The following is a 25,996-nucleotide window of genomic DNA, read 5'->3' as shown; positions in this document are numbered from 1 at the left end:
AGAGAGCCAGTTTTATGTGAAAAACCTGTAAAGCAAAGAACGCCCTCTCGATCCATCGAGAGGGCGTTCTTACATACTTTTATTTGCGATAAGGCTTCTTCGACCTAGGCGGGCCGAGAATTTCTGCCCACATGATACCTTGCAAGAGCTGTTCTTGGCTCGGTTGTTCAGGAAAAGGACTCGGCGTAGAGAACGCATCTGCGTAAACAGGTGAGCTTTCATTTATAATCTGTGTAGATGAGCCGAATGGAGAAGCCTTTTGATTGGATATAGTCGAAACCACCTTAGCTGCGTTAGAACGACCATACTCGTCTTGCACGCGTCCGGATTGCAGGGTCGATCCAAATCCCTTCTGGCTTGATTTCTTCGCTTCTACTGGTCGCGTAGCGCCATTGGGAGCATCACCAAAGGGTGGCATTCCCGGTCTCCCCTTCGTTTCCTGATTCGCTCGCCGGCCCTTACTTCGAATTTGATAAAAAAAGGCGAATGCAATTATAACCAGATACCAGTTCTTCAATAAAATTTCAATGAGCTGTTCCACCTGATCACCTCTTCAAGACTACTATTCTTTCTCACTCTTACCATCATTTATTTTGCCAAGCGAAGAACGCATTTGTGTATCTGCATCAATATTTTTAAGATTCATATAGTCCATAACACCTAGTTTGCCATTTCGAAGTGCTTCAGCCATCGCAAGCGGCACCTGCGACTCCGATTCGACAACCTTCGCACGCATCTCTACAACTCTGGCTTTCATTTCTTGTTCGGCAGCAACAGCCATCGCACGTCTTTCCTCAGCTTTAGCCTGAGCGATTCGCTTATCAGCTTCTGCCTGTTCCGTTTGTAAATGAGCACCAATATTTTTACCTACATCCACATCAGCGATATCAATCGATAATATTTCAAAAGCTGTTCCGGCATCTAACCCTTTACCCAGAACCGTTCGAGAAATCAAATCCGGATTCTCTAAGACATCTTTGTGAGAGTCACTGGAACCAACTGTAGTTACAATCCCCTCACCTACACGAGCGATAATCGTTTCCTCGCCCGCACCCCCTACAAGCCGGTCAATGTTGGCTCGAACCGTAACCCTGGCAATAACCTTTACTTCAATGCCGTTCTTCGCCACTGCTGATACATTAGGTGTTTCAATGACACGTGGATTTACACTCATTTGAACGGCTAACAAGACATCCCGCCCTGCGAGATCGATAGCTGCTGCACGTTCAAACTCCAAGTGAATCTTCGCGCGGTGAGCGGCAATTAAAGCATTGACAACCCGATCAACATTACCGCCTGCAAGAAAGTGGCTTTCTAGCTGATTGACACTTAAATCAATACCCGCTTTCGTAGCCTTAATCATCGGATTGACGATCCTACTTGGGGTCACGCGGCGAAGCCTCATAGCAATTAAAGTAATAATGCTAATTCTTACACCGGAAGCAAGTGCTGAAATCCAAAGCATGACAGGCACAACGCTCAGCAATACCGAAAGCGCAATAATAATGATGGCCGCAACAATCAGCAAATATAAACCAGATTCTATATTCATTTATGTTCCTCCTAATATAGGGATCTTTGAGCGTAGCTCAAAGTCTCTCCGCTTTGGGATCTTTGAGTACATCTCAAAGTCTCTCCGCTTTGGGATCTTTGAGTACATCTCAAAGTCTCTCCGCTTTGGGATCTTTGAGTACAGCTCAAAGTCTCTCCGCTTTGGGATCTTTGAGCGTAGCTCAAAGTCTCTCCGCTTTGGGATCTTTGAGTACATCTCAAAGTCTCTCCGCTTTGGGATCTTTGAGCGTAGCTCAAAGTCTTTATGCGTTATTGGTATCATTCTCTCGTACTACAACGCGAACTCCTTCTACTTCCACTACGACTACATTCCTTCCCGTGGGAATAAAGCTGCCATTCGTCACCACATCAACGCGCTCACCATGAATGATTGCAGTCCCGGCCGGACGCAGAGGAGTAATCGCCTCTCCCGTCATTCCAATCAAATAGGATCGATCTGGGCTGGATGTAAATCCTTTGTTCGTCGTTAGCTGCTCCTTAAGAATAAAACGGTTCCAAATCCCGCGGTGCTTAAAGGTTTTGATCGCGAAAGAGATCGCAACGATTGCCAACAACAAGGCGATACCTAACATTATCGCTGCTTGTGTGGGATCTGAAGATGCCATCAGAACCCCGCCAAAGAGGCATATTGCGCCTAATACACCTAGAATCCCAAAACTTGGAACGACTAATTCCAGGATAAGAAGAAGTAACCCGATTCCGAAGATAGCCAAATCACCGAAACCAGCAAAACCAGCTAAATAAAACCCGAGAAAATAGAGTGCAAAACCAGCTACCCCCGCTAAAGCGAGCAATCCACTGCTGAAAAAAAGCAGCTCCAATGCAATTCCAATGATCCCAACCACTAATAGTACCGTCGCTGTAACGGGATGAGTCAGAAAGGCAGATAAGTTTTCTACAAACATCATCTTTCACTCCTTTCCTTGAATCTTCCTTATCACTACTATGTACGTTACAACACACAAACTGTTTCGTTTTTGGTGAAGAGAATGAGAAAACCTCTATCGAGGCGATTCAGGGATGCGCGACCGCGTTTAACGAGGAGAGACTTTGGTCTACGACCAAAGATCCCTATATTAAGTTTTATCGCCAATAAGAAAGCGGTTTTCGGGATCCGAAAACTTATACTTTCTTATTAGGTGGTAACAAAAAACCGAGAGGACTTGGGTCCACTCGGTCTTGTCTAACATATTTAGTATTAACCTAATAATTGTTGAACTAACTGATTGATAAGTTTACCATCAGCGCGTCCTTTAACCTGAGGCATCAATGCCGTCATCACTTTGCCCATATCCGCTTTGGAAGAAGCACCAATTTGCTGGATGGTCTGCTGTACAATGGCTTTCACTTCTTCCTCAGAAAGCTGTTGCGGCATGTACTCAGCTAAAATAACAAGTTCTGCCTTCAGGCCTTCGGCAAGGTCATTTCTGCCCGCCTTTTCAAATTCTTGGAGGGAATCCTTACGCTGTTTGATTTCACGAGTTAGTACGTCAAGCACTTCATTGTCATCTAAGGATCTTTTCAGATCAATCTCAGAATTCTTAATCGTAGATCGTACCATTCGAATTACAGAGAGTTTGAACTTGTCCTGACTCTTCATCGCTTGCTTCATATCTTCGTTCAATCGATCGCTTAAGCTCATGTTGCCTCCTAGAACTTTCTCTTCCGAGCAGCCTCAGATTTAAGCTTACGCTTAACGCTAGGCTTGTCATAATGTTTACGTTTTTTAACTTCTGCAAGAATGCCATCCTTAGCGATGGAACGCTTAAAGCGACGAAGTGCAGCATCTATAGTTTCGTTCTTACGAACTCGAGTTTCTGACAACAGTTTTCCCTCCCTCCGAACAGACCATCTAAGACAAAACGGTTCATCAAATCTCATTATAGGTCATAGTAATTAGGGTGTCAATCGCAAACCTTTCGTTTCGTGAAAGGAAGCTTAATTGTGCACGCCTAAAGGCGATAAACGTGCCCCAGCCATCAGATGATAATGAAGATGGTGAACAATTTGCCCCGCGTTAGCTCCAATATTCGTGATAACCCGATAACCTGATTCTTCTACTTCTAGTTCTCTAGCAATTTGCGCAGCCGCACGCTGAATTTGCCCAATCAAGTTCCAATCCTTTTCTCCCGCATCGGCTAGTGAAGCAATATGTTTCTTAGGAATGATAAGGACATGAATGGGAGAAGCTGGCTGAATATCATGGAAAGCAACAATCTGCTTGTCCTCATACACTTTCTTAGAGGGAAGTTCCCCCGTAATAATTTTACAGAAAATACAATCGCTCATTCTTCGGCTTGTCCCCCTCTTTCGTGAAACTCCTACTTTTAATTTTATCGGAAATGAGCAAAAAAATCCAATCCAATCCACCATTAATGATGGAATAACTGCAAAAAAAAAGAAACATCCCACTTACTGTAAGATGTTTCTAGATTAAATGAACTTATATTATTAATAATAAGGTAGAAGCGATAACGCTAATAAACTAGCTAACGGAAGTATTTGTCTGGCAAAGCGGCGCCTTGGAAAACCGTAGCCCGGAAATCCATAACCTGGAAATCCGTAGGGGTAGCCATAACCATAACCCGGATAGGAATAAGGTAAGAAAGCTCTCATTTGTTCCTGATCCATTCCACCAATCGGAACGGCTAGGTACAGATGATCATCATCCACATTTTCCACAATTCCGTCATAAACCGCACCAGTATTCATCGTGACACTCACATAACGATACATATGCCTTTTACAAATCTCATGTGCTTCCTGATGTTTCATAAGCTCACGCTCCTTTTTACCAACAGCATATTCAGCTCTAGGCAAAAGGCTACTCAAAAACAATAGTTGAACATGTGAAAATTAATCTATCGGTTATGTTGGGATTTCAGAGACTGATGAATTTTTTTCCACTTCGCTTTCTCGGCCGCTTGAAGACCTTTATCTTCTTTTCGCGCTAAATAAGCAAGTTCCTTTTGCAATTTCACATAGCTTTGAAATCGTTCAACTGGCAAGGTCCCCTCATCAAGAGCCTCTTTTACCGCGCATTTGGGCTCATTCTCATGCTTACAATCCTGAAAGAAGCACCTCTCCGCAAGCTCTTCGATATCTTGAAATGACGTGCTTAATCCCTCCGAGGCATCCCATAACTGAAGCTCACGCATACCTGGCGTATCAATCAATATGCCTCCTCCAGGCAGTGTGATGAGCTCGCGGTGAGTCGTCGTATGCTTACCTTTATCATCCCCCGAACGGATATCCCCTGTTTCCAGAATATCCTTCCCATAGATGCGGTTCACCAAGGTTGATTTGCCCACACCTGACGATCCAAGGAGCGCGACTGTTTGGCCTGGAGAAATATAAGCAGCAAGCTCATCTAGTCCGCGATTTTCTGCTGAGCTAATGATATGAATGGGAACGCCAACCGCAACAGCCGCGACCTCTGCAGCCAGCGCTTCCGGGTCCTCACATAAATCCGCTTTACTTAGAACAATAACCGGATTTGCCCCGCTCTCCCAAGCTAACACCAAATAGCGCTCAATACGGCGTACATTAAAATCCAGATTAAGCGCTGTGAACAGAAACACGGTATCTACATTCGTAGCAACAATTTGTTCTTCCGTGACTTGACCCGCTACTTTACGGGAAAACTTACTTTTACGTGGCAGTACAGCATGGATCGTTGCTCGCTGTTCTTCTTCCCTTATGGAAAGTACGACCCAATCACCTACAGCGGGGTAGTCTTCGCGACGTAAAGCAATATGCCGCATTTTTCCCGACACCTCGGCTAGTGCCTCTCCAACTTCTGTCTGAACGCGATACATATGTTTATGTTCCAAGGACACCCGTCCAACTTGGTATCCCTCATTTAGGTAAGGTTCGAATGCTTTTTCAAAAAAGGAATTCCATCCTAAATCTTCATTTTTCAAGTGTATATTTCATCCTCTCATGTGGTTCTATTCTGAAGTATAGACCGCTGTTAACCACATCACACGGGAAACAATTGTTTAGATTGTTTTTTCCCGCTTCAAACTTTAGACACAGGTCAATTAAAATGTAGACTGAAAGTCTATTTTTGCATATAATAGGAGTAAATCGAAGGTTGGAATGGAGTGAGCGAATGAGCCAATTCATGAGAGCCTCTACCCGCAAAAAGCGTGATGTGATGATGGAAGTCGCCTTAACCATGTTTATGGAAAAAGGGTATGAGAATGTATCCGTAGACGATATCATCGCAGCGACGGGATCATCAAAGGGAACGTTTTATCATTATTTTAAAAGCAAAGATGCCATTATTTCAGCGCTTTACACGAAACAAATTCATTTGATTCAAGAATGGGTGAAGCAGCCTCCTTCCAAGGTCCAATCCCTTGAAGGACACATTAATCGCTTATTCTTAGACTTATCGTCCAACATTCAATCTTCACCCCGATTAGTCCGAAGTTTACAGGCTTTATCCTTGCAGAATGAAGCAATAAAAACGGAAGAACAACAGCAATTAAACGTACTATCTGAAAGTTTATTACATTGGCTTCCTGAACCTAGAAAAATTGAACTGCTCGTTTGCATGTATGCGGGAACGATCCGTACATGGTGCAATCAAGATGAAGCCGATTTACTTTCCATGATGAAAAACAACTTAGCCTGGCTTTGGGTAGGCATACGCTCCGAGGAGCCCTACGCATCCCTACAGGTAGAACCAGTCCCCAAGGAGGAAAACAAAATGAAAGTAGCTATTATTGGCGGAGGCTTGGCAGGATTAACAGCGGCCGCTTATTTATCGGAGAATCCGCATGTTGAAGGCATCCTTTTCGAGCGCAGCCCACAGCTTGGAGGACGGGCTTTTACTTACGAAAAAGCAGGATTTACACTCAACTATGGCGCACATGCCATCTATGGGATTGATCGACATACGTTAACAAACATGGAACGTGAACTGGGACTATCTTTTTCTTCTAAGCAAGTAGATAAACGCAAAGTTTTTTATGCGAAACATAATCAGCTTACCCCAGCACCCCTCGACGCGATAAACCTCTTAAAAACTGATTTGCTCAGCACGATGCAAAAAGTAAGATTCGTCGGTGAAATTACAGCCATTATCGCGAATATTCACAACTTAAAAAACTACGCAACTCTTGCCGATTATTTGGCAGAGTCCAATGCGGACGAAGATGTTAAAGAGTTATGGGAGCATCTGGTTTGCTCCAACTTCTTCATTACACCTGAGGATGCACGCAACGTATCCGGAGCGGTAATCAGTGAGTACTATCACAACTTGTTCCTTTCCTCGAAGCCTGTCAATTATGTTTTGGGAAGCTGGGCCGTTATTACGAATCAGCTTAAGCAGAAGCTGACAACGTCCGGCAAATGGGAAATTGCCCTTCAAGAAGGCGTGGAGAGCCTTCGTTACGCAGATCGTAAATTTGTACTGCAAACCAAAAACCGAGAAGTCGCCTTTGATAAAGTGATTTTCGCTATGCCCGTTCAGCAAGTCGTCAAGCTTCTGAAGGGCACAGCATGGGAGCCGTTCCTAGCTCCTTATGAATCCAATACCGCAACCGAAGTTATGGTGTATGACGTTGGGTTAAGCCGTGTTGTCGCCAGACCTTTCAGCTACATCAGCGACATGGATAACAAGCTTTTCATCAGCGATGTTTCCGCGACTGATCACACACTGGTACCAGAAGGCGGACAGCTGCTGCAGGGTATTGCATACTTAAGCGACCGCTTTGAGAAGGAGGAGCAGCGCAAAGCGTATCTAGAAGAAAAGAACCTCCAAATGGAAGCTCTATTCGATAAACATTATCCAGGCTGGCGCGATGTTACAGCCGTGAAACGGGTTTCGAAGAAAGCGATGGTATCCAGCGTGAAAAACATTGCTTCCAATAATCTATTGCCGATACGCGTGGAAAACGTGCCATTCTACTTCTGCGGAGACGGCTGTATAGGTAAGGGCGAGCTTGCAGAACGCGCATTCTCTAGTGCCCGCACCGCGGCGTTATCCATTGTGCAAGAAGTTCAGCAAGCACTTCAAAATGCTTAATTATCTTTACACGAATTGCCTATCCTAACGAACAAACAAACAGTCCCCCATTCACGGGAGAGCTGGTTGTTTTGTTTATTGTCGGGTCACGCGCACATCATCAAAGTGAAGCGTAGTTCCGCCAGGTGAATCCACGTAAAATCCAACATCGATCTGACCATTGGTCACCAGAATATCACTTACACTGATGTATTTCCAACCACCATCGTTAGTGATGTTCGCATAAATGGCAGATCCGCCATAGTTTTGAATTTCGGCTCTGGCCGTCGTCGGCGTCGTGTTTTTCATGCGAACCCAGGCTTCGAATTTGTACTTCACATTATTAACAGGAACACTGACTGTTTGATGAATGCTTTGTTGATAAGCACCTGCTGCAAAGAAGTATGCCCGCTTATCACCCGTCCATGGGGATTCCGGCGGATTGGTTGTTGAGCCGCTATCAACGCCGTAAGCTACAGCTTGCGTGCTTGGATGCCACTGGGCCCAATTATGACTTTGACTCGTATCACGCTCGAAACCAGGATTGTCTAGCAGATTCTGCTCAGAGACAGGCGTTCCTGCTGCCGAAGTTGAAATAAGCAGGCGATCTAAGTTGATATTCCCACTGTCAGCGGCGTCGTATTTAAACGCAATCGTATTTGCCCCTGCGTTCAAAGTCACCGTTTGCGCATGATCCTGCCAGACATTCCAATTGGTTCCAGGACTTGTGAAACCGGTTTGTCCTAGCTTGGATCCATTGATGTAAGTACTCAACGTTTTCGTTGCTGCACTGCCATTAGCATATCGCAGCGCTACCTGATAGCTCCCAGCGCTAGGGACATTCACGTTGTATTTCACCTGCGCGCCTGCTGCGTTCAATCCGTCAACAAAAGCTGTACCACTATAGTACCAATGGTTCGTGTTGCATGCACTGCCACCAGAAAGCTCAGCGCTCTCTGCTTCATATTTGCCGACGATTGGCGCAAAGGGTACCGTGATGTTGTCGATGTTGGCATTGCCCGTATCGCCCGCTTCATTGTAGTACTTATAGGTCACAACATTCACACCGGCCGTCAGCGGCAGTGTCTCGGCTTGCGTAGCCCAAGTATCCCAATTCGCGAGATTAGCGAGTGAGGTGGACTTCACTCTTTTTCCATTAACAAAAATACTGACTGACTTCGCTGCGCCTGATGCGTTCGCATAACGGAGAGAGACATTATAGTCGCCTCCTGTTTTCACCTTCGGATAGAAAGTGACACCCGCGCCTGCATGGCCCAATCCATCAACAAATCCAGTTCCGGTAAATCCTGTGTGATTGGTGTTAATGGAAGCCTTTGTAGCAACCGTATTGCCAGAAAGCGATGCATCCTCAGCTTCGAATTGCACCGAAGTTGCGCTCACTGCAGTAACACCTGTAACAGCAATAGCTTTAGAAGAAGCTGTACCTGCCGTTACTTTCACATAAGTCACATCCCCATAGATGTCCTTCCCAGTTGCCCAGCCTTCCCCAGCGGCAGCTTTTAATGCTTGCAAACTTGCATAGGAAGTCATAGCCGCGCTGTTATTCGTTACGGAAGTCCCCGCTGAACCGTGCAGCTTAACGATATAGGATTGGAGCGCTGGCGTATAACTGCCACTCTTTGCCCCTAATGTAAAACTTAGCGAGCCCGCACCATTATCCTGAGCAGTCATACTTTGTTTAAAATAAGTACCGCCTTCGTAGTTATAACTCGAGCCATCATCATCGTAGTACGTGAAACTCGACTGTGTTGTATCCGGAAACACATCCACATCAACGGAAGTGACGGAAGCCTGCCCAACGTAATCCTGCACTTTCTGTGTTGGAATAATGGCACCTTTTTTAATAAAGAGTGGAATGTCTGTCAACGTGTCCGGATTAACCGAATATTGGATGGTTTGACCGCCAGTTATCACATTACCTCGCGCATAGTCAATCCATGAGCCAGACGGCAAATAGATATCTTTACTAGTCTGCTGTTTATTTACCACAGGCGCAGCTAGCAGCCAGTCACCGAACATCCACGCATCCGTGTAATTTTTAACAGCAGCATCCGTCGGATATACCTGCATCAAGGGTCGAACGAGCCCATTCCCATTCTCGTAAGCACTTCTCTCATAGGCATACATATAAGGGATCAAGGAGTAACGCAGGTGAATAGCCTCTTTGGAAGCCTCTTCCGCCGTCGATCCGAAGTACCATGGCTGGCGCTGCTGATGGTTGTTCCCATGTACACGGAAAACAGGTGTTAAAGCGCTGAACTGCATCCATCGTGCATATAAATCGGGATTCGGATTGTTCGTCGTGCCATCCTGCTGATTGAATCCACCGGTATCCATGCCCCATTTCACCTGACCATTGTTCACTGAGGAAAGCATAACTGCTCTTTGCTCCTGCATCCCAGCAGCCCAGTTGATCCGTTCACCTTTATTGTATTGAATGCCAATATCACCAGACCAAAGCGTAGTCGCATACCGCTGGGCACCTGGGTAGAAAGTTCTCGCCGTTTGCCATACACGCTGGGCTCCACCTGTGTAAGCCCGTTGACCTTCGTACATGGTCTGAGACATGTGGCCTGTTGTAAAATTGCCAAACCAATACGATGCTCCGCCCGAAGATACTTTATCCGTCTCGTCATTCCACCAACCAACGATCCCTTTATTAAGAGCATCTATGGAATGATTCCAGAACCAGGAACGTTCACTAGCATTATAAGGGTCGATACTGCGTACAGTTACGGGTATAAAATAATCCTGATACTCGTTATGACCCGGATAATAATAACCACCGTTTGTCGCATCCGTTCCCTGAGTCGTTACATTAGCAGAAGCATCCTTCGTAACGATTCGGGGTTTCGTAATTCCGATCATTTTGATGCCTTTAGCATCCATTGTTGTCTTTAGAGAAGTTGAGGAAGCAGAAGGGAAATTAGTCGTATTCCACGCGAATTCACCATAGTTGGTTTCCCCATACTTTTTCCAGTCATAATCAAAGGCGTAGGCATCTATTGGGATATTTTTGGCACGATACGTATCCACATTATTCGTAAATTCCGTTTGATTCGTATCCCACTCAAAGTTCATGAATCCAAGCGACCACTTAGGAAGCATTGGTGGTTTCCCCGTGATTTCCCCTACACTGGTCATGATTTCCTTCGGGGTTCCGAGCATAATATAATACTCCACGTTTTGTTTCGCATAACGACGTCCCTCAGGAGGGGTACCGCCATAATAAAACTCCATCTTGCTCGTTGCGCCATCCGTATAGGGGTAGCCACCATCACTGTCAACTAACACCCCGTAGCCAGCTGTACTCCAAATAAGCGGACCTCCGGAGTCTCCCTGTTCACCTGCATGAGCAGTTTCACTTGATGTATTCCGCAGCAAATCACCCCCACTATCAAAGGCATTGAAACTCCGGATGCCATACATATTGTCTCCGGTGGCATGAACGAAGCGCACACCATCTGAGAATACCCCTCCGCCGGAGGGTTCCCAGAATAGCGTAGTGCCGTCAGCCTTTTTGACCGTCATTCGAACTGGGTTCTTGGTAATCTCAATCTTCATAGTGGAGGTCGTGATGGTCATTGGATTGGCGGCCGTGTTAATCGTAGCTCCTACAGCTGACCAAGTTTTGTTTGGATCCAGCATCGGCGTCTTCGCGCTTGGCGCTATGCTATTCGGACGATAATCCACCTTCAAGATACCGTTTTGCACCGCTTGTACAACCAAGAGGTCATCACTCGGCTCCGCACCATTATCAACAGTAAGCGTCAAGGTATCTCCGGTTACACTCGAAGTGATGAGATTGCCTAGGCTGCTGGCATAGGCATGAGCAGGAGAAGCAGGAAGCCAGGTCAGGGTTGAACCAAACAACGTAAATGCTGTAAATAAAGCAAGGATACGTGGAACTTCTTTGTTTGGTAGACTCATCATAGATACTCCCTTTCGATTAGAAAATAAGGGAGGGACATGCCCTCCCTGCTTTTATTGCTCTACCACCGCGATGTTATCAAGATTAATACCGAGTGAACTGGTACCATCATAGCTGACTTTCACCGTGTTGAGTCCTGCACCGAGGGAGACGTTGACCGCAGCCGTGCCCCACGTATCCCAGTTCGTTGTTTGCGGTAAGGCAAGGTCCGTCACTTTGGTGTTATTCACATAAATGGCTCTTGAGCCATTGCCTGCACCGGATGAATACCGAACCTTCATCGTATAGGTACCTGCGGCTTTGACAGAAACGTGGAAGGTGACATTGTCTCCCAGAGTCTCAAAGCCGTCTACAAACCCTGTACCTGTATAACCCGTATGGTTCGTGTTCGTAGTTACGCTGCTTTGCGTGCCGAATTCAGCTTCATATTCCACCTTGTTGACGCCATTTAGCACTACAGATTGAGCAGATGCACTTGAGCCAAGCTTGACGTAAGTGAATTTCTGTACCGTGTCGTAGAACCAGCCTGTGGATGCTCCGGTTAGAGCGGTTAATGTACTGTACTCTGTCATCGCAGAACCACCCACCGTTACAGAGGAAGGCTTAGTCGTATACACTTGCAATGTCTTCGTAGAATTAATCGCTGGAACAGTGACGGTTTCTTTATTCAACCCATATTGCTCTGTAGATGTAATGGTTTTCACCGAACCGCCAATATCATCATTCCAGTCATACGTTGTTGTCCCAAGTGGATAAATGCGGAATGTGAGATTGGTGTAGCTCGTCAAGCTGTTGCCAATGGTCCCACCCACCTGATATTGCGCATTCAAATTCAACGGAAGAATACTGCCGGACTTCACAAAAACCGGTAGATCATCTATGCCGGCATTGTAGCTGATTGTTCGACCGCCAGGACGCTGAGCACCGAACCAGAAATCGATCCAATCCCCCTGCGGAAGATAAATACTTTTGTTTGTTTCTCCCTGATTCATGACAGGAGCAACGAGTAAATTACCCCCGAACATATACTGCTGCGTCAAACCGTACGTGTTCGTGTCCGCCCCATATTCAAGCGCCATGGCTCGCATCATCGGAACACCGGTATCACTTGCTTTCTTTGCCTCGCTATAAATATAAGGAAGTAAATTCATGCGTGTATTCGTATATTTGGCAAAATGACTAATGATCGTATTATCGCCCGTACGCGCTTGTGCGTTCCATGGCGAACGTTCCTCATTAACACCGGAGCTGCCGTTAGACTCGGAATGAAACTGCATAACCGGTGCAAATGCGGCCATTTCGGTAGCACGTTTGTACAACTCAGCCGTCGGATAAGCGCCTGTGAAGCCTGCCAGATCCCAGCTCCAATAAGGAACGCCAGACATACTAGCCGTGAGCCCTGCATGCACAGCCTGCTGGAAGGCACCAAACGTCGACTCTTGGTCACCGGACCAGAAAATCTGATTCGCCTGTGCACCTTGTGTGCCAGAACGACTGAAGGAGACCGCATCGGCTTTCTTGGAGCGTGCGTACTCGTTATACGCCTTCACGTATTCATTTGGGTATTGATTGCGCATTTCATCGCCCTTCTTACCGTTCGAGAAGGTATTCGAGCGACCCCATACCATTTCACCGCCATCTGTTTTGAAGCCGTCAATACCTACACCATCAAACAGATAAGCGCGTTTAGACATCCACCAGTTTTTCGCCGTGGTATTTGTAAAATCAAGCAGCAAACTGTTCTCGAACCATTGTCCTGTTGGTATCCGGTACTGGCCTCCACTGCCGTTGCCCACGGCATAATTCTGAGCCGTCATATAGGCTTCGTCATTATCTTTCTGGGTATAAGGCGTCGAAGTCCATTTCTGAATAGGGACCTGCCAGAGCACCAGCTTCATCCCATTGCTATGTACATTGTCTGCCATAGCTTTTGGATTCGTCCATTTCCCTGTAGTCGGGAAAGTAAAATCGGTATAGGCATGCGCAGCGCTGCCCGTTTTAGGGGTATAGGTGGCATCATTGAAAATGTAAAACGTATTCTCATCACTCCACTGTTCAAGTACAACTGCCGTTGCCGGAATATTGTTGGTATTCGCGTTATTAATGGCTGTAGACACCTTGGATTGACGATCCCACTCGTTAGCTGACATCCATAACCCGAAAGCCCACTTCGGCAGAGCTGTTGGCTTACCGGTGATGTTCGTGTAGTTACTCACAACATTCTTCAAATCATTTCCGTAAATGAAATAATAATCCAGTGTCGAGGCAGCACTACCCCCCGTATCAGCCGTAAAGCTGAACATATCGGTGCGTTCGGTTGCCAATCGGAATTTAGAATAATACGTTGAATTTACGAAGATGCCATATCCGCTGCTGTTAAGCATAAAAGGAATTGCCATGTAGGTGCGGTCATTTTGATTCTTATACTGATTAAACACGTAGGTGTCCACATCATTTCCGCGTTTACGGAAGTTGTTGTAACGCTCGCCAAAGCCAAAAAACTCCTCTGAAGCCGGCGAATAAAAATGATCCTCTACCTTGTTGATGATGGTACTTCCATTGGTTAACCAGGCTAAGTTACGATTCGTAGTGCTGTCATATTGACGGGCAATCAACGTCGTTCCATCAGGCTTATACACACTAAGTTTAAAAGGATTCTTATCCACCTTCACCTTCAGCTTGGAGGTTGTAAGCCAAGTGGTTGATGCGGTATCGGATACCGTGTAATTACTAAGTCCACTGCTTAACGTTCCTGTTCCCGTTGGAGAAACCTGTACACGGAGTACATCATCCGCCGCAAAGGAAAGGTTGATCTTCGGTGTCAAAGTGCCTGTATTCGGCACTGCATTCAGCACAACACGGTTCGTATTATTCGTGATGGAGCTGACACTGCTAACGGATTCCCATCCAGTTACTGTAAAAGTAAAAGGTCCGCTAGTCTTCTCATTCGCACCATCTTTATTGCCACGAACGGTATAACTGATCACATCCCCTTTAGCAAAAGTGCCAAGGTTCGCTTCCCAGTAAGTGTTGTTGCCGCTGTTGTATTTGTACGCTGCTCCGACAGCAGCTTGATTAACACCATTTTTCGTCCAGGTCACCCAAGCCGTTTGTCCAGATTCAATGGGCCATGTTGTTATTTTGATATAAACAGTGTCACCAGCAACGGGATCCCTTGGGCTCCGTTCAGTTGCCTGAATCTCGTATAGATCATCGATTCCATATGGACCATGGTGCACACCATCAATGGCATAAATAGGGGGGACGGAGAGAAAAAAACAGAGTAAAAAAGAGAAAGTAAATCGGAATGGTGCTGGTAATTGCTTTACGTGCATAAACATTTCCCCTTCCGTACCGAAATTTGTTTTCTAAACACGAATGACTAAGAGGCTCCAAGAAACGTTATTCCTCGCCATGTATGTGCTTCTCCAAGCATCCCCCCTTTCATTTGTTAGGCGATCGCGAAATCCTAACCAATCGCGACCGCCGTTTGATTACAACAGATATTCCCTTTCTACAATCGTCTGTGCAAGCTGCAGCCATTTGTTTGAATCCGATTGCCAGTAGTGATGATCGCCTTCACAAACGTGCACATCGCATATTTTCGCCGTATAACGGCTCCACTCCGACAAATGATCAACAAGCGCATGTTCATCCTTCTTACCTGTAAACACACTGAACCTTGCACGAAGTGGCTCACGATTCACCTGAGCACGATATTCCTCCACTGGCTGGCAGCCCATCTCGAATGCATCCCCCTGCATGCCAGTCGTTACACCGCGAGGTCGAAGAAGATGCGGGGCACTGCAGCCAGAAAGAAATAGGTGCCGTGGCTCAGCAATGCCTTCCGCTTTCAAGCGATGACTGGCTTCAAAGGCAAGCAAGCTGCCCCAGCAGTGACCAATAAACACGTATTCTTCACCAGGCATCACCTGCTGCTTGACGTATTGGCAGGACTCGTGCAGAGCTTGCTCCCACAGATCAGAGGCAACCTCGCGCATGGATAATCGGGCTTGACTCAGTTCAACACGTTGGAACCTAACACGAGCGGGTAATCCTCTGCTCCAAGTAAGGTACGACTTTGAGTGATCTCCACAGTGAGGGAACCCGAACAAAATCACTGCGCTATCACCAGACTTCCTGCCGATTCCGGGACAGTAATGAGCAGATTCTTTTGGCTAATCAAATAATGACCCGGGAGCAGTTGTTCCACATGATCGACTGGTGACAGTTCCGTTTCTGAAGACCAAACGTTGGATACTCCACTTGGTTGATGTAAAACGAAGGTTATTGGTTGATTAACGCTAAGACTACCTGACCAGTCTAGATGGATCTGACCACTGACTCTTTTTGCTGAAATGGTCACACGATTGCCTAGGTCATCCTCAAACTCTGCCTTCAGCTCGTTTACAACATAAACTCGGAAACACAAATGCTCATAGCCGTTTACTCGATTGCCCACATGATCGCCAAGTGAATAATTCTCAGCCAGATTGAGCGCAATGACACTATCCTGTTTCTGATAAACAGGGATAGCTTCTAAAGGTGCAGCAACTTTCAAAAGGCACGGACCTTGGATCTCTTCCTGATCGAACAATGATAACCATGACCCTTCCGGAAAATAAATTTCCTTAGCACCCTGCCCCTCCTCCGTAACGGGAGCGACAAGCAAGCTTTCTCCGAACATGTACTCACTAATCATTTCTGTGCAATGAGGATCAGTAGGGAATTGAAGGGACATTGCACGCATCATAGGCAGCCCCGTTCGGCTGGTACGAATCGCTTGATCATAAATGTAAGGCAATAAGTTCATCCGGATATCCGAGTACCTTTTGTATAAATCGATAACAAGCGGTTGATTTGTTCGTTCAGCAATGTTCCACGGCGTGCGGTCTTGATTGAACTCGCCTTTCGTTTCGGCATGATACTGCATCACCGGGCAAAAAGCGGCCATTTGGGTGGATCTTATAAACAGCTCCGCCGTCGGAATGTCACCATGAAAGCCGCCCAGATCCCAACCCCAGAAAGGGATGCCCGACATACTGCTGGATAACCCGGCAATCATCGAAGAGCGGAAGGCCTGGAAGGTCGAACGCTCGTCGCCCGCCCAATGCATCGGGTACCGCTGAGCTCCCGTGTAGCCCGCACGACTAAAGGTAATGCCTCCAGATTTGGCAAACTGCTGGATGAAATCGTAATAGCTGCCCACATATAAATTCGGATACAAATTGCGCATTTCGCGGCCTGTAGAGCCATCATAGAACTGCAGATCGTGACCGAAGACGAATTCGCCGCCATCTGTTTTAAAGCCATCTACGCCGATTTCATCTGCGAGGTATTGGCGCTTGTTAAACCACCACTTCACCGCTTCTGGGTTCGTAAAGTCAATAATATGACAATCCTTAAACCAGTTATAAGGCAATGTGTACGGCTCCCCACCCGCTGTTTTCACACAGTAACCTTGCTCTAGCAGTGTAATTTCATCCTGATCACGCTGACCGTGAGTAACGCCATACATATGTTTATGAATGGGAATTTGCCATAACAGCACCTTCAAGCCCTGCTCATGCAGCTCTTCGACCATCCCCTTCGGATTCGGCCAACGGCCCCATTCCGGGAACTGAAACTCATCATAGCGAAACGATTGATTACCCTCTTTGACATTGTACTGCGCATCATTAAAAATATAGAACGTCGCCTCGTCACTCCATTGCTCAATAACTAGCACGGTGGACGGGATCTGATACTTCGCCGTTAGCTCGGCCTGTTTCAAAACTTCTGCCTGAGAATCCCAGTTATTGCTGGACATCCATGGTCCAAACGACCATTTCGGGGGCAATACAGGTTTGCCCGACAGATGGGTGAACTGTCCGACCATCGTGAGCGGCTCCTCTGCAAATAAATAGGCAACCAGCTGTTGACTTGACGGAGATACGTCCGCTTCCACTTCAACAAGATCAGATAAGCGCGTATGAAAGCGGAAAGTCGAATAAAGCGCCGTATCCACGAAGATCGCATACCCGCCGGAGGATATGGCGAAGGGAACCGGCATGTAAGTCTTCAGGCCTTGATCCCGGTACTGATTGTACACGTATTGATCGACTTCATGACCCGAATATTCATAATGGGAAAAGCGTTCCCCCATGCCGAACCAGCGATGCTCCGGCCTCGTTTTCAAGTTCAAGCGAAGCTTATGCAGGCATCCCGAGCCATCGGTTAAAGCCTCGATAAGCGGCTTCCCTTCGGCGGCGAAGCCCTCCATCAGCACGCCCTCCGTGCTGCGCAGCGCGAGCGCAAGCTTGCCCCCGCGTACCTCGGCCTCCAGCCGTGCGCGTCCAACGGCCAACGCCGCCTGCTGCGCCGGCGCGCCCTGCAAGCGTTCGCCCTCTGCGGCGAACGTCAGCTTGATCGCGCCGCTCTCGTCGGCGCGGAAAGACAGCTGTGCGGTGCGGATGCCCTCCGCACCGTAAGCCAATTCGACGACGAAGCCACCCGTCGTCTCATACAGCGCATGGACGCGCTCCAGCGCCGTCCATGCCCGCACTTTAAAGCTGTAAGTCGCTGAACTCGGTGACTTACTTCCGCTCTGAAGCGCAAAAGCATAGCTGACCTCGTCACCTGCGAGGTAAGGGCCAAGCTGCGCTTCCCAGACCTTTTCCCCGCCGTCCGTCACTTTCATAACGGCGGTCACGGCTTCGGCCTCCGGAATGCCATTGACGACAGCCCGCACTGTTACTACCTGACTCGCCTGAAAAGGCTGAGTCAAGAGGCGTACAAGCACCGAATCCCCCGCTTCAGGATAACGGGGAAACCGCTCGTAAGGCAGGATGACGTAAGGGTCATCGTAACCCGTCGGTTGATGTAACAAAGCAACGCTCTCTAAGCTGTCACTACGGACTTCGCCTGAAACAACCGCTGCCTGTGCAAGCTCCAATAGTACGCCCCCCCATGTACTGACGGGTGGTTCCCCTGCATGTTCACGCCAATACGTAAGCAATAAAGGCTCCTTGGCTGTAGAAGTGTCTACCTCATACAGCTTCGCACCTTCCTTCTGAAGCGACTCCACATGAGCGAGCAGTTCTTTCGCCCGAACCGCGTCCCCTTTTTTAGCGTAGTACCACGCCAACAGGCAGGTAAGATCAGATCGCTCACAACCTCCATAGAAGGTGTCGCCAGTTTTAAATCTTACACCTTTACTAACAAGTGTTTCTTCCAGTTTATACAGCGCTTCGATCAGAATACGGTCTTCAATACCCAGCATACCAAAAGGAATTGCCGCTGTGATGAAATCCCCATGAATAGCTGTATCGCCCAATTCGCTAACAACTCGGCCCTCTTTAATGAAGCTGGCAAAGACAAGTTCTCGGATCGCCTTCTGTAAACGTACACCCCGCTCGCCAGCTCCGTTCTGAATATTGGCTTGTATGGCAGCGAAGTACATGGCCAAATGACTCAAATAAATCCCTTCGTTTCCGCGCTGCAGCCAGTGAGGCTGCGGCTTCTGCCAATGGGCATCTAGAAGCAAAGTGCTTTCCTCAATTATCCCTTCTATATCCAACCTAAAATCCTGATCTTCCGTTACCTTCAGATATTCGCCGAAAGCCCATATCCGAAGCGCCACATCTGTCAGCGCCAACTGTCCCTTAAATTGATCGCTGCTCATTAAACGCAGCACTGGCAATGCACGCTCCGCTTCACCTCGCTGGATAAGCGCATAGCTCAAAAAAGCAACATCTCTAAAAGTGGCAAGCTGCCCTGAGATCGTAATCTGACCTGTGTGTTCATCTAATAAGTAATTAACATTCTGATTTGAATCTAGTGTTTGCACCATAATCCTCCTACTCCATCCCATGTGTATGAATGAGAAAGGGGCCGTTGCCGCAACAATGCCCCTTCCCTGCCGACTCTATGTCCGCACTACGCTATTTAGTTACTAGCTTTTCAATCTTAGCTTGTGCTTCATTTAGTGCTTTTTCCGCTGTATAATCGGATTTCAATTTCGCTTTATCAAGCTCGTCGCCGATCGCTTTAGTCAAGTCGTTCCATTTGTCAGGAATTGGACCTACTGGCGTCAGTACGAGGGAATTCAACGCTTCAAGTACGATTTTCTTCGAAGCTGGTGGCGTTTGTTTGAAATAAGCTTCCATGACTTTTTCATCAGAAACAGCTGGCACACTCCAGCCCTTCTCAATCCGTTTGCTGACAACAGAAGGATCGGAGGACATGAATTTGATAAACTTCCAGGACGCTTCAGCATTTTTCGTTTTTTCAGAAACAACAAGGCCATCCGCAAAGAAATGATGTGCTTTCTTCGTATTACCAGGCTCCAGTGCAATGTCCCATTTGAACGGAGCATCCGCAAAGCGGCCAAAGTTCCAAATCCCGCCACGCAGCATAGCAAGCTTACCTGCTTTAAATGCGTTTAAGTCAGCATCTGGCTGGTTAAAGGTATCGTCATTGAGCGCTGGAGAAACTTTATACTTTTTCGCTTTATCCAGCATCCAGTTCAATGCTTCAATATTTTCTTTACTGTTTACAGTAGGTTTGCCATCTGCACTCCAGATACCTCCGCCGTTCTGAGCAATGGTTTTGTAAAACTCATAGAATTGAATTGGCGAGTAGGTTCCCCATACGCCGCTTTTGGCGTCGGTTAGCTTTTGAGCCGCTTCCAGCTCTTGCTTCCACGTCCAATCCGCCTTCGGATACTCAACTTGCTTTTTGTCAAACAAGTCCTTATTATAGAAAAGAACTACGTCTGAAAACGACTCTACGACTCCGTATTGCTTACCGTTATACTTGAAAGAGTCATAGGCAAGACCTTTGTAGATTTCCGGCTTGAACGTCGTGTCCTTCGCAATGATCGGCGTCAAGTCTTTTAGAGTATTTTTGGCTGCATAAGAGACGAAGTTTTCGTAACCGACCTCAAATACGTCAGGCGCATCCCCCGATGCGAGCTGTGTATTGAGCTTCGTGTAGTAGTTGTTGTAATCGACGATATCCACTTTGACCTTCACGTCAGGATTGGCCGACTCGAACGCTTTCACCATATCGCTGAGTGTTTGCTCTTGAGAACCACTAGCGGTATACTGCATGAACTTGAGTGTAACCGGTTCTTTCTTTGTCTCCGGTGTTGCCGCTGCTGTTGCAGCTGCCGTCGGCTCTTGTTTTGGCGTTGACGCAGTTTCTTTTTTCGTATCTGCTCCACACCCCGTAGCTGCAAGAGAAACAACCACACCTAACGCTACGACCCAACCTGTTTTTTTAGTAACCATCTTTAAACCCTCTCTTCTTATGGATTTTCTTCAGTTAACTCACCATTGTCATGTTCATATTCCTCACTTACGTCTCAAACGACTTCCATCACCCCTCTCATTATCCTTTAACGCCACTCATGGTCATTCCCTTAATAAAGTATTTCGATGCGAATAAAAACACAATGAAAATCGGGATAAAGCTGATCACATTCCCTGCCATCAAAATGTTCCACTCCGTCGCCCATCTGCCTTGCAGCTTGCTTAATCCAATAGGAAGTGTCATCAACTCCTTATCGCTCGTAATAATAAGCGGCCATAAAAAATTGTTCCACGAAGCCATAAAAGCAAAAATGGCTAGCGTTGCAAGAGCAGGTTTGCTAAGCGGAAGAATGATACTCACAAACACCCTCAAATAAGAAGCTCCGTCCATTCTCGCCGCCTCAATCAACGGATCAGGAATTGTCATGATGTGTTGTCGAAGAAGAAAAGTCCCGTAAGCACTGAAGATTCCTGGCAAAATGAGACCGAGATATGTATTCGTCAGGTGCAGTTTTTGAAATACGATAAAGAGTGGAGTCATCGTCACCTGCATGGGAATCATCATCGTGATCAAATAGAGAACGAATAAAGTTTCCCTGCCTCGGAACGGTATTTTAGCAAAAACAAATGCAGCCATCGCACACACGACAATCTGTGCTGCCGTCGTCACTATAGACACACCTACACTGTTGCCCAAAAAGCGATAGATCGGAAAGTATTTCGTAATCTCGACGTAGTTGCTGAATTTAAATGTATCGGGTATTAAATTCGGCGGCATTCTGACTACTTCTAAGTTATCCTTAAAGGAACCCGACAGCATCCAGACGAAAGGAAACATGAGAACGACAGCCGCCACAATCAAAATGAGATGTGAAAGCAGGTTCCGATACGGCATATATTTATCTGTCATAGGTAACCCACCTTTTCTGAAGCTGCTGCTGAACGATGGTGACGGCGAAAATAATAACGAATAAGATCCAAGACTGCGCAGAGGCAAAGCCCATTTTATAGCTTTGAAAAGCATTCCCATAAATTTGCTGCACTAGCGTGCTCGTTTGTCCAGCCGGACCGCCACCTGTCATCACTAGCACCTGATCAAAGAGTTGAAAGCCATTGATGAGGGATATGACAAGTACGAAAAAAATACTAGGCGTGAGAAGCGGTAGCGTTACACGGAAAAACTGCCCAAACCCACCTGCGCCATCAATCTTCGCTGCTTCGTAATAATCCTCCGAAATATCCTGCAGCCCCGCAAGAAGTATGACGGTCACATAGCCGATATCCTTCCATACACTTACTGCGATTATGGAGGGCATTGCCCATACAAAGTCCTGCAGCCATACAGGTCCTTGAATTCCAATTAGCGACAGCAGGTAGTTAACAAGTCCGCTCTGTCCATTCAGCAGCCAACGCCATACGATGGAAACAGCTACCCACGAGGTGATGACGGGTACAAAGATGAAAATGCGATAAAGCTTAATTCCTACTAGCTTCCTATTCAGTAAAACGGCGAACAATAAACCAAAAGCAAGAACAGATGGCAAGTAACCAAGTATGTACTGAAGAATGTTCATCAGTGATGTAAGCGTTTTCTCATCCTGCAAAGCTTCGGTGTAATTATCCACCCCAACGAACTTCGCCGGGGTTAACAAGTCCCAATTCGTAAAGGAGATGATAGCAGATGAAAGCATCGGGATGAGTTGAAACAGAAACAAACCCGCTAAACTTGGCAATAAAAATCCGATAATGACAACTGCTTTGGAAAATCTCTTTTGTCCGACCATGACGTTCTCCTTTTCCGGTTCCAGATACTAATTTATTCCTTGGCTCTAACCGTTGCTCTCTCCACAATCGTTAGCGGCAGCATAATTTCATTCGCCTCTTGCTCCACGCCACCTTGAATCATGTTGATGAGATGTTCGGCCGCAATAGCGCCTTTTTCAGTTATATTTTGCCGGATTGTTGTGAGTGGCGGGATAAACATCTTCGACATCGTGATATCATCAAAGCCAATGACTGAGATGTCTTCCGGGACTTTTTTACCCATGTCCATCAAGCTCCGAATCGCTCCGAATGCAACCATGTCCCCCGTAGCAAATACAGCGGTGATCTCGGGAAACTTGTTTGCGATGAACTGTCCTGCAGCAACACCATGCTCATAACTCATGGATTCTTCAAACACATAGTCCGGATTATAAAAGAAATTCGCTTCACGAATCGCACGTTTGTAGCCAAGGAAACGCTTCTCGACAACACCGTCTTTACGAATCGCTCCGGTCACGAGTCCAATGTTGGAGTGACCCTTATCGATCAGATACTTCGTCGCCAAATATCCGCCGTATTCATCATCAATGCCGATTCGTTTGAAATAACTGTCGTTAATGTAACTGTCAATCAGAACAATCGGAATATTGATCTTCTTAAAGCCGTCATAAAACTGTTCCGGATAAATCCCCATCATGATGGCACCATCCAGATTACGCTGAATGGATAAATCCAGATAACTTTCCCCTTGGTTAACGCCAGATAACAAGAGGTGGTACCCATACTCGCGAAGCTTGCCTTCTATTCCACTTATCATTTCACTGTAGAAAGGGTTTTCAAGTATAAGCTGCTTGTGGGATTCTGTCTGTGGAATCACGATGCCAATCAACTTGGATTGATTTTTGACTAAACTTCTCGCTGAGAAATCAGGTATGTAGTTTAAGGTTTCAATAATCTTCTTAATGCGTTCAATCGTCTCATTGGAGACTTTATCCGTTCTGCCATTTAATGCATAGGACACTGCGGCTGCTGAAACACCTGCGACTTTTGCCACATCTTTAATTGTTGGTTTTTTCATTTCTCAACCCTCTTTAGTTACACGTTTAACTAGATTATAAGACACAGTTGTTGATAATACAATATGATAGCGCTATCTTTTTACCATTAAATTGATTTATCAGTTACGCGTTTAACTAAATTATTTTTAATGTCTATTTGAAATGGGCGAATTCGTTGCAACTTCATACAGCGCTGGTTGGATAATCAATAGTGAATGAACATCAAGTTGGAAGGAGCTAAATAAGACAAAAAGCTGCTCCAGCTCTGACAATAGATCAGATGTTGGAGCAGCTTTTTCGTAGGTTAAATTCTATTTGGTTGTAATTGTAACTGTTCTGCTAGTGCCATCCCAAGCAACTTTGCCGCCAAATGTTTCACCAACAAATCGAGCAGGCGCAAGTGTGTAACCGTTCACCAGCTGAGCTGGCTCATCTAACTGTACAGCTTGGCCGTTCACATACACTGTTTTCTGATCAAGAGTTAGGCGTAACGTTGTACTTCCTTTTTTGGCTGTAACTGTTCTAGTTGCTGCCTCATAATCCACCGTTGCACCCATCGCTTCGAAAATCGCACGCAGCGGCGTTAATGTGGATCCTTTTACAATGACAGGTGCTTGCTCAAATTTCTGTTCTTTCCCATCAATTTCAACAGATACTTGTGAAGATAAACCGAAGGTACGTAAAGCTATTTGTTTACCGGATTTATTATAAACCTTGATCTGAACGACGGAACCCTCCGGAACATCCCCTGCTCGCAGCTCCAGACCATAAGGCAGATCTGTTTGAGACGCAATCACTCGTCCGTTTAAGATGTACTCTACTTTGCCAATGTAAACGTCAGGAATTTTAACAAAAGGAATTAACTTGGTTTGTTTCGTAAAAGCCTGATGATTCGCATCTACTGGTACATAACCCATACGATCAATAGGTTTAGCTGCGTCTGTTACCTTGGATAGCAAATAAGGATTAGCAATTAACTTGCTGTAGTAATTTTGGATCTCAGACGAAGTGAAAAGTGAATAGTCATTTTTCGCGTTGTCCATCTTTTGATCGACATTAAAATAAGTGATAGCCTTCAATCTTGGATACTTATAAGGCATTACTTCATATAAACGCTGCAAATTAAGCTTAGACCACTCTGTGAAATCTTCACCTGCCGAATGCGCGTAATGCGGGACTCCCGTTTCACTTAACATTAACGGTTTGCGGTCCGAATAGGTGTTGTAAAGCCTCGTTAACCTCTCAACATTACTCGTAGAAATCATGGAAGGTAGAGACGGATCCCCGTTTTCATAAGGCTCAATATATAAGCTAACCCCAACCCAGTCTACATAAGCATCTCCCGGATAATAAGGGTCAATATCATTCGCTGGTACATCACCAGGACTCCAAACCATCGCGACATTCGGAGCCTCTGCTGCGAATACATCATGAAGCATACGGAATTTCGCAATATATTGGGCAGGGTTGCCATGCCATTTGACCCAAGCGCCATTCATCTCCCCCGCAAAACGCAAGAAGATCGGGATTCCTGCCGCCTTGGCATCTTGTGCCCATTTGCGCAAATAGGTGCCATCTGTAACCGGATCTAAGCCATCGTCAGGTTCCCACGCAATTTGTAAAGCGCCACCTGCATCTTTAGCTCTCTTCGCATACGTAGCAGGAAATCCTTGTCCCCAGTGGGCATAAGCCAAATAAATCGCGTGTTTTTTACCGTAAACAGCTTCCATCTTCGTAAAAATATTACCTACCTTTGGGTCCTGTTCAGAGTACATCCCAAGATAAGTACCATATGTAGGTTCAAACTTGGCCAATTGACTGTTCTTAGGCAAAGCTAATTGTTGAACCGCTGTCTCATTACGTTCCAGTCTATACAACTCAACCGTTGTCCGAATTTGATCGGCACGCTGCAGCTTAACAGCCCCCCAATCCTTCCCTGCTTTCACCCAATATTCGTTTTCAGACTCGTAATAGCTAATTGCTTGATCGTAATCACCGATTGTATCGTAATAGGCGGCCAAGTTTCCATAAAATAAAGCTGCATTTTCCCATTCTCCAATGCTCGCATAGTGATTAGCCAGGAATTTCCAATGCGGCGCAGCCTCATCTTTATTCCCACTTGCACGAAGTGACTCTGCTTTCTGCCAGTGATCCCAAACGATGTCTGCTCGAGCCGGCGCTGGAGCACTTGCAAGGCTAGCAGCGATAATTCCTACAGCCAACGTCATAATTCCAATTCTCTTTTTAGTGATTTTCAAGTTAAAATGACTCCCTTCAACCCTGTTGTAAGTTTTTATGTCCATAACTAATACGTTTTGGATGGAATAAAGTAGCATTTTGT

Annotated in this window: 18 protein-coding genes; 1 reads left to right on the top strand and 17 read right to left on the bottom strand. The window is 46.2% G+C overall.

Going from position 1 to position 25,996, the window contains the following annotated elements; translation table 11 throughout:
- Positions 1 to 79: 79 nt before the first annotated feature.
- The 8 genes from QFZ78_RS37215 to rsgA all read right to left on the bottom strand — a co-directional run bounded on the left by QFZ78_RS37215 (position 80) and on the right by rsgA (position 5,495).
- Entirely contained in the window at positions 80 to 541 is a 462-nt protein-coding gene (locus QFZ78_RS37215; RefSeq protein ID WP_307555041.1) for a hypothetical protein, read from the bottom strand.
- Between the two features lie 21 nt (positions 542 to 562).
- Complete coding sequence (gene floA / locus QFZ78_RS37210) at positions 563 to 1,552, bottom strand: flotillin-like protein FloA (RefSeq protein ID WP_307555039.1); 990 nt, start codon at positions 1,550 to 1,552, stop codon at positions 563 to 565.
- 262 nt (positions 1,553 to 1,814) lie between these two features.
- Positions 1,815 to 2,480 (bottom strand): NfeD family protein, encoded by a 666-nt coding sequence (locus QFZ78_RS37205; RefSeq protein ID WP_307555038.1) that lies wholly within the window; start codon positions 2,478 to 2,480, stop codon positions 1,815 to 1,817.
- Between the two features lie 290 nt (positions 2,481 to 2,770).
- On the bottom strand, positions 2,771 to 3,214 hold the full coding sequence (locus tag QFZ78_RS37200; RefSeq protein WP_307555036.1) for a GatB/YqeY domain-containing protein: 444 nt from the start codon (positions 3,212 to 3,214) through the stop codon (positions 2,771 to 2,773).
- An 8-nt stretch (positions 3,215 to 3,222) separates the two neighbouring features.
- Positions 3,223 to 3,396 (bottom strand): 30S ribosomal protein S21, encoded by a 174-nt coding sequence (gene rpsU, locus QFZ78_RS37195; protein ID WP_029195880.1) that lies wholly within the window; start codon positions 3,394 to 3,396, stop codon positions 3,223 to 3,225.
- Between the two features lie 114 nt (positions 3,397 to 3,510).
- On the bottom strand, positions 3,511 to 3,861 hold the full coding sequence (locus QFZ78_RS37190) for a histidine triad nucleotide-binding protein (protein ID WP_307555034.1): 351 nt from the start codon (positions 3,859 to 3,861) through the stop codon (positions 3,511 to 3,513).
- A 162-nt stretch (positions 3,862 to 4,023) separates the two neighbouring features.
- The gene (locus QFZ78_RS37185; RefSeq protein ID WP_307555032.1) at positions 4,024 to 4,347 is read right to left on the bottom strand and encodes a hypothetical protein; all 324 of its coding nucleotides are present in this window, start codon (positions 4,345 to 4,347) and stop codon (positions 4,024 to 4,026) included.
- Positions 4,348 to 4,433: 86 nt separating this feature from the next.
- The gene (gene rsgA, locus QFZ78_RS37180) at positions 4,434 to 5,495 is read right to left on the bottom strand and encodes a ribosome small subunit-dependent GTPase A (RefSeq protein ID WP_307555030.1); all 1,062 of its coding nucleotides are present in this window, start codon (positions 5,493 to 5,495) and stop codon (positions 4,434 to 4,436) included.
- 191 nt (positions 5,496 to 5,686) lie between these two features.
- Here rsgA and QFZ78_RS37175 point away from each other — a divergent pair, with 191 nt between their 5' ends.
- Positions 5,687 to 7,609, top strand: coding sequence for an FAD-dependent oxidoreductase (locus QFZ78_RS37175; protein ID WP_307555029.1), 1,923 nt, complete (start codon positions 5,687 to 5,689; stop codon positions 7,607 to 7,609).
- Positions 7,610 to 7,684: 75 nt separating this feature from the next.
- Here QFZ78_RS37175 and QFZ78_RS37170 read toward each other — a convergent pair whose 3' ends face one another.
- From QFZ78_RS37170 to QFZ78_RS37130, 9 genes are all read right to left on the bottom strand, one after another.
- Complete coding sequence (locus tag QFZ78_RS37170) at positions 7,685 to 11,542, bottom strand: TIM-barrel domain-containing protein (RefSeq protein WP_307555026.1); 3,858 nt, start codon at positions 11,540 to 11,542, stop codon at positions 7,685 to 7,687.
- A 51-nt stretch (positions 11,543 to 11,593) separates the two neighbouring features.
- A complete protein-coding gene (locus QFZ78_RS37165; RefSeq protein WP_307555024.1) occupies positions 11,594 to 14,875 on the bottom strand; it encodes a TIM-barrel domain-containing protein in 3,282 nt (1,093 codons plus the stop codon).
- A 159-nt stretch (positions 14,876 to 15,034) separates the two neighbouring features.
- A complete protein-coding gene (locus tag QFZ78_RS37160) occupies positions 15,035 to 15,661 on the bottom strand; it encodes a thioesterase II family protein (RefSeq protein ID WP_307555022.1) in 627 nt (208 codons plus the stop codon).
- Positions 15,658 to 19,371 carry a glycoside hydrolase family 31 protein gene (locus tag QFZ78_RS37155; RefSeq protein WP_307555020.1) on the bottom strand — a complete coding sequence of 1,238 codons (3,714 nt, stop codon included), beginning with the start codon at positions 19,369 to 19,371 and terminating at the stop codon, positions 15,658 to 15,660. Before QFZ78_RS37155 ends, QFZ78_RS37160 begins: the two co-directional genes overlap by 4 nt.
- 91 nt (positions 19,372 to 19,462) lie before the next feature.
- Positions 19,463 to 20,812, bottom strand: coding sequence for an ABC transporter substrate-binding protein (locus QFZ78_RS37150; RefSeq protein WP_307555018.1), 1,350 nt, complete (start codon positions 20,810 to 20,812; stop codon positions 19,463 to 19,465).
- Positions 20,813 to 20,912: 100 nt separating this feature from the next.
- Positions 20,913 to 21,743: a carbohydrate ABC transporter permease gene (locus QFZ78_RS37145; protein ID WP_307555017.1), complete on the bottom strand. Its 831-nt coding sequence runs from the start codon at positions 21,741 to 21,743 to the stop codon at positions 20,913 to 20,915.
- Complete coding sequence (locus tag QFZ78_RS37140; protein WP_307555015.1) at positions 21,733 to 22,617, bottom strand: carbohydrate ABC transporter permease; 885 nt, start codon at positions 22,615 to 22,617, stop codon at positions 21,733 to 21,735. The genes QFZ78_RS37145 and QFZ78_RS37140 overlap by 11 nt, the downstream gene beginning before the upstream one ends.
- 32 nt (positions 22,618 to 22,649) lie before the next feature.
- The gene (locus QFZ78_RS37135; RefSeq protein ID WP_307555013.1) at positions 22,650 to 23,675 is read right to left on the bottom strand and encodes a LacI family DNA-binding transcriptional regulator; all 1,026 of its coding nucleotides are present in this window, start codon (positions 23,673 to 23,675) and stop codon (positions 22,650 to 22,652) included.
- A 291-nt stretch (positions 23,676 to 23,966) separates the two neighbouring features.
- On the bottom strand, positions 23,967 to 25,913 hold the full coding sequence (locus QFZ78_RS37130) for a stalk domain-containing protein (RefSeq protein WP_307555011.1): 1,947 nt from the start codon (positions 25,911 to 25,913) through the stop codon (positions 23,967 to 23,969).
- Positions 25,914 to 25,996 lie beyond the last annotated feature (83 nt).

Origin of the sequence: Paenibacillus sp. V4I5 (genome assembly GCF_030817255.1) — a bacterium.
In the GTDB taxonomy this organism is placed as follows: domain Bacteria; phylum Bacillota; class Bacilli; order Paenibacillales; family NBRC-103111; genus Paenibacillus_E.
Note: the sequence above shows the minus strand (reverse complement) of the source record. Positions and strands in the feature narration are given on the sequence as shown.

Bases quoted from the DNA above. Each gene is read 5' to 3' on its own strand.
- floA (WP_307555039.1), bottom strand. From the start codon at position 1,552: ATGAATATAGAATCTGGTTTATATTTGCTGATTGTTGCGGCCATCATT.
- QFZ78_RS37205 (WP_307555038.1), bottom strand. From the start codon at position 2,480: ATGATGTTTGTAGAAAACTTATCTGCCTTTCTGACTCATCCCGTTACA.
- QFZ78_RS37200 (WP_307555036.1), bottom strand. From the start codon at position 3,214: ATGAGCTTAAGCGATCGATTGAACGAAGATATGAAGCAAGCGATGAAG.
- QFZ78_RS37190 (WP_307555034.1), bottom strand. From the start codon at position 3,861: ATGAGCGATTGTATTTTCTGTAAAATTATTACGGGGGAACTTCCCTCT.
- QFZ78_RS37185 (WP_307555032.1), bottom strand. From the start codon at position 4,347: ATGAAACATCAGGAAGCACATGAGATTTGTAAAAGGCATATGTATCGT.
- QFZ78_RS37175 (WP_307555029.1), top strand. From the start codon at position 5,687: ATGAGCCAATTCATGAGAGCCTCTACCCGCAAAAAGCGTGATGTGATG.
- QFZ78_RS37170 (WP_307555026.1), bottom strand. From the start codon at position 11,542: ATGATGAGTCTACCAAACAAAGAAGTTCCACGTATCCTTGCTTTATTT.
- QFZ78_RS37165 (WP_307555024.1), bottom strand. From the start codon at position 14,875: ATGCACGTAAAGCAATTACCAGCACCATTCCGATTTACTTTCTCTTTT.
- QFZ78_RS37155 (WP_307555020.1), bottom strand. From the start codon at position 19,371: ATGGTGCAAACACTAGATTCAAATCAGAATGTTAATTACTTATTAGAT.
- QFZ78_RS37150 (WP_307555018.1), bottom strand. From the start codon at position 20,812: ATGGTTACTAAAAAAACAGGTTGGGTCGTAGCGTTAGGTGTGGTTGTT.
- QFZ78_RS37145 (WP_307555017.1), bottom strand. From the start codon at position 21,743: ATGACAGATAAATATATGCCGTATCGGAACCTGCTTTCACATCTCATT.
- QFZ78_RS37140 (WP_307555015.1), bottom strand. From the start codon at position 22,617: ATGGTCGGACAAAAGAGATTTTCCAAAGCAGTTGTCATTATCGGATTT.
- QFZ78_RS37135 (WP_307555013.1), bottom strand. From the start codon at position 23,675: ATGAAAAAACCAACAATTAAAGATGTGGCAAAAGTCGCAGGTGTTTCA.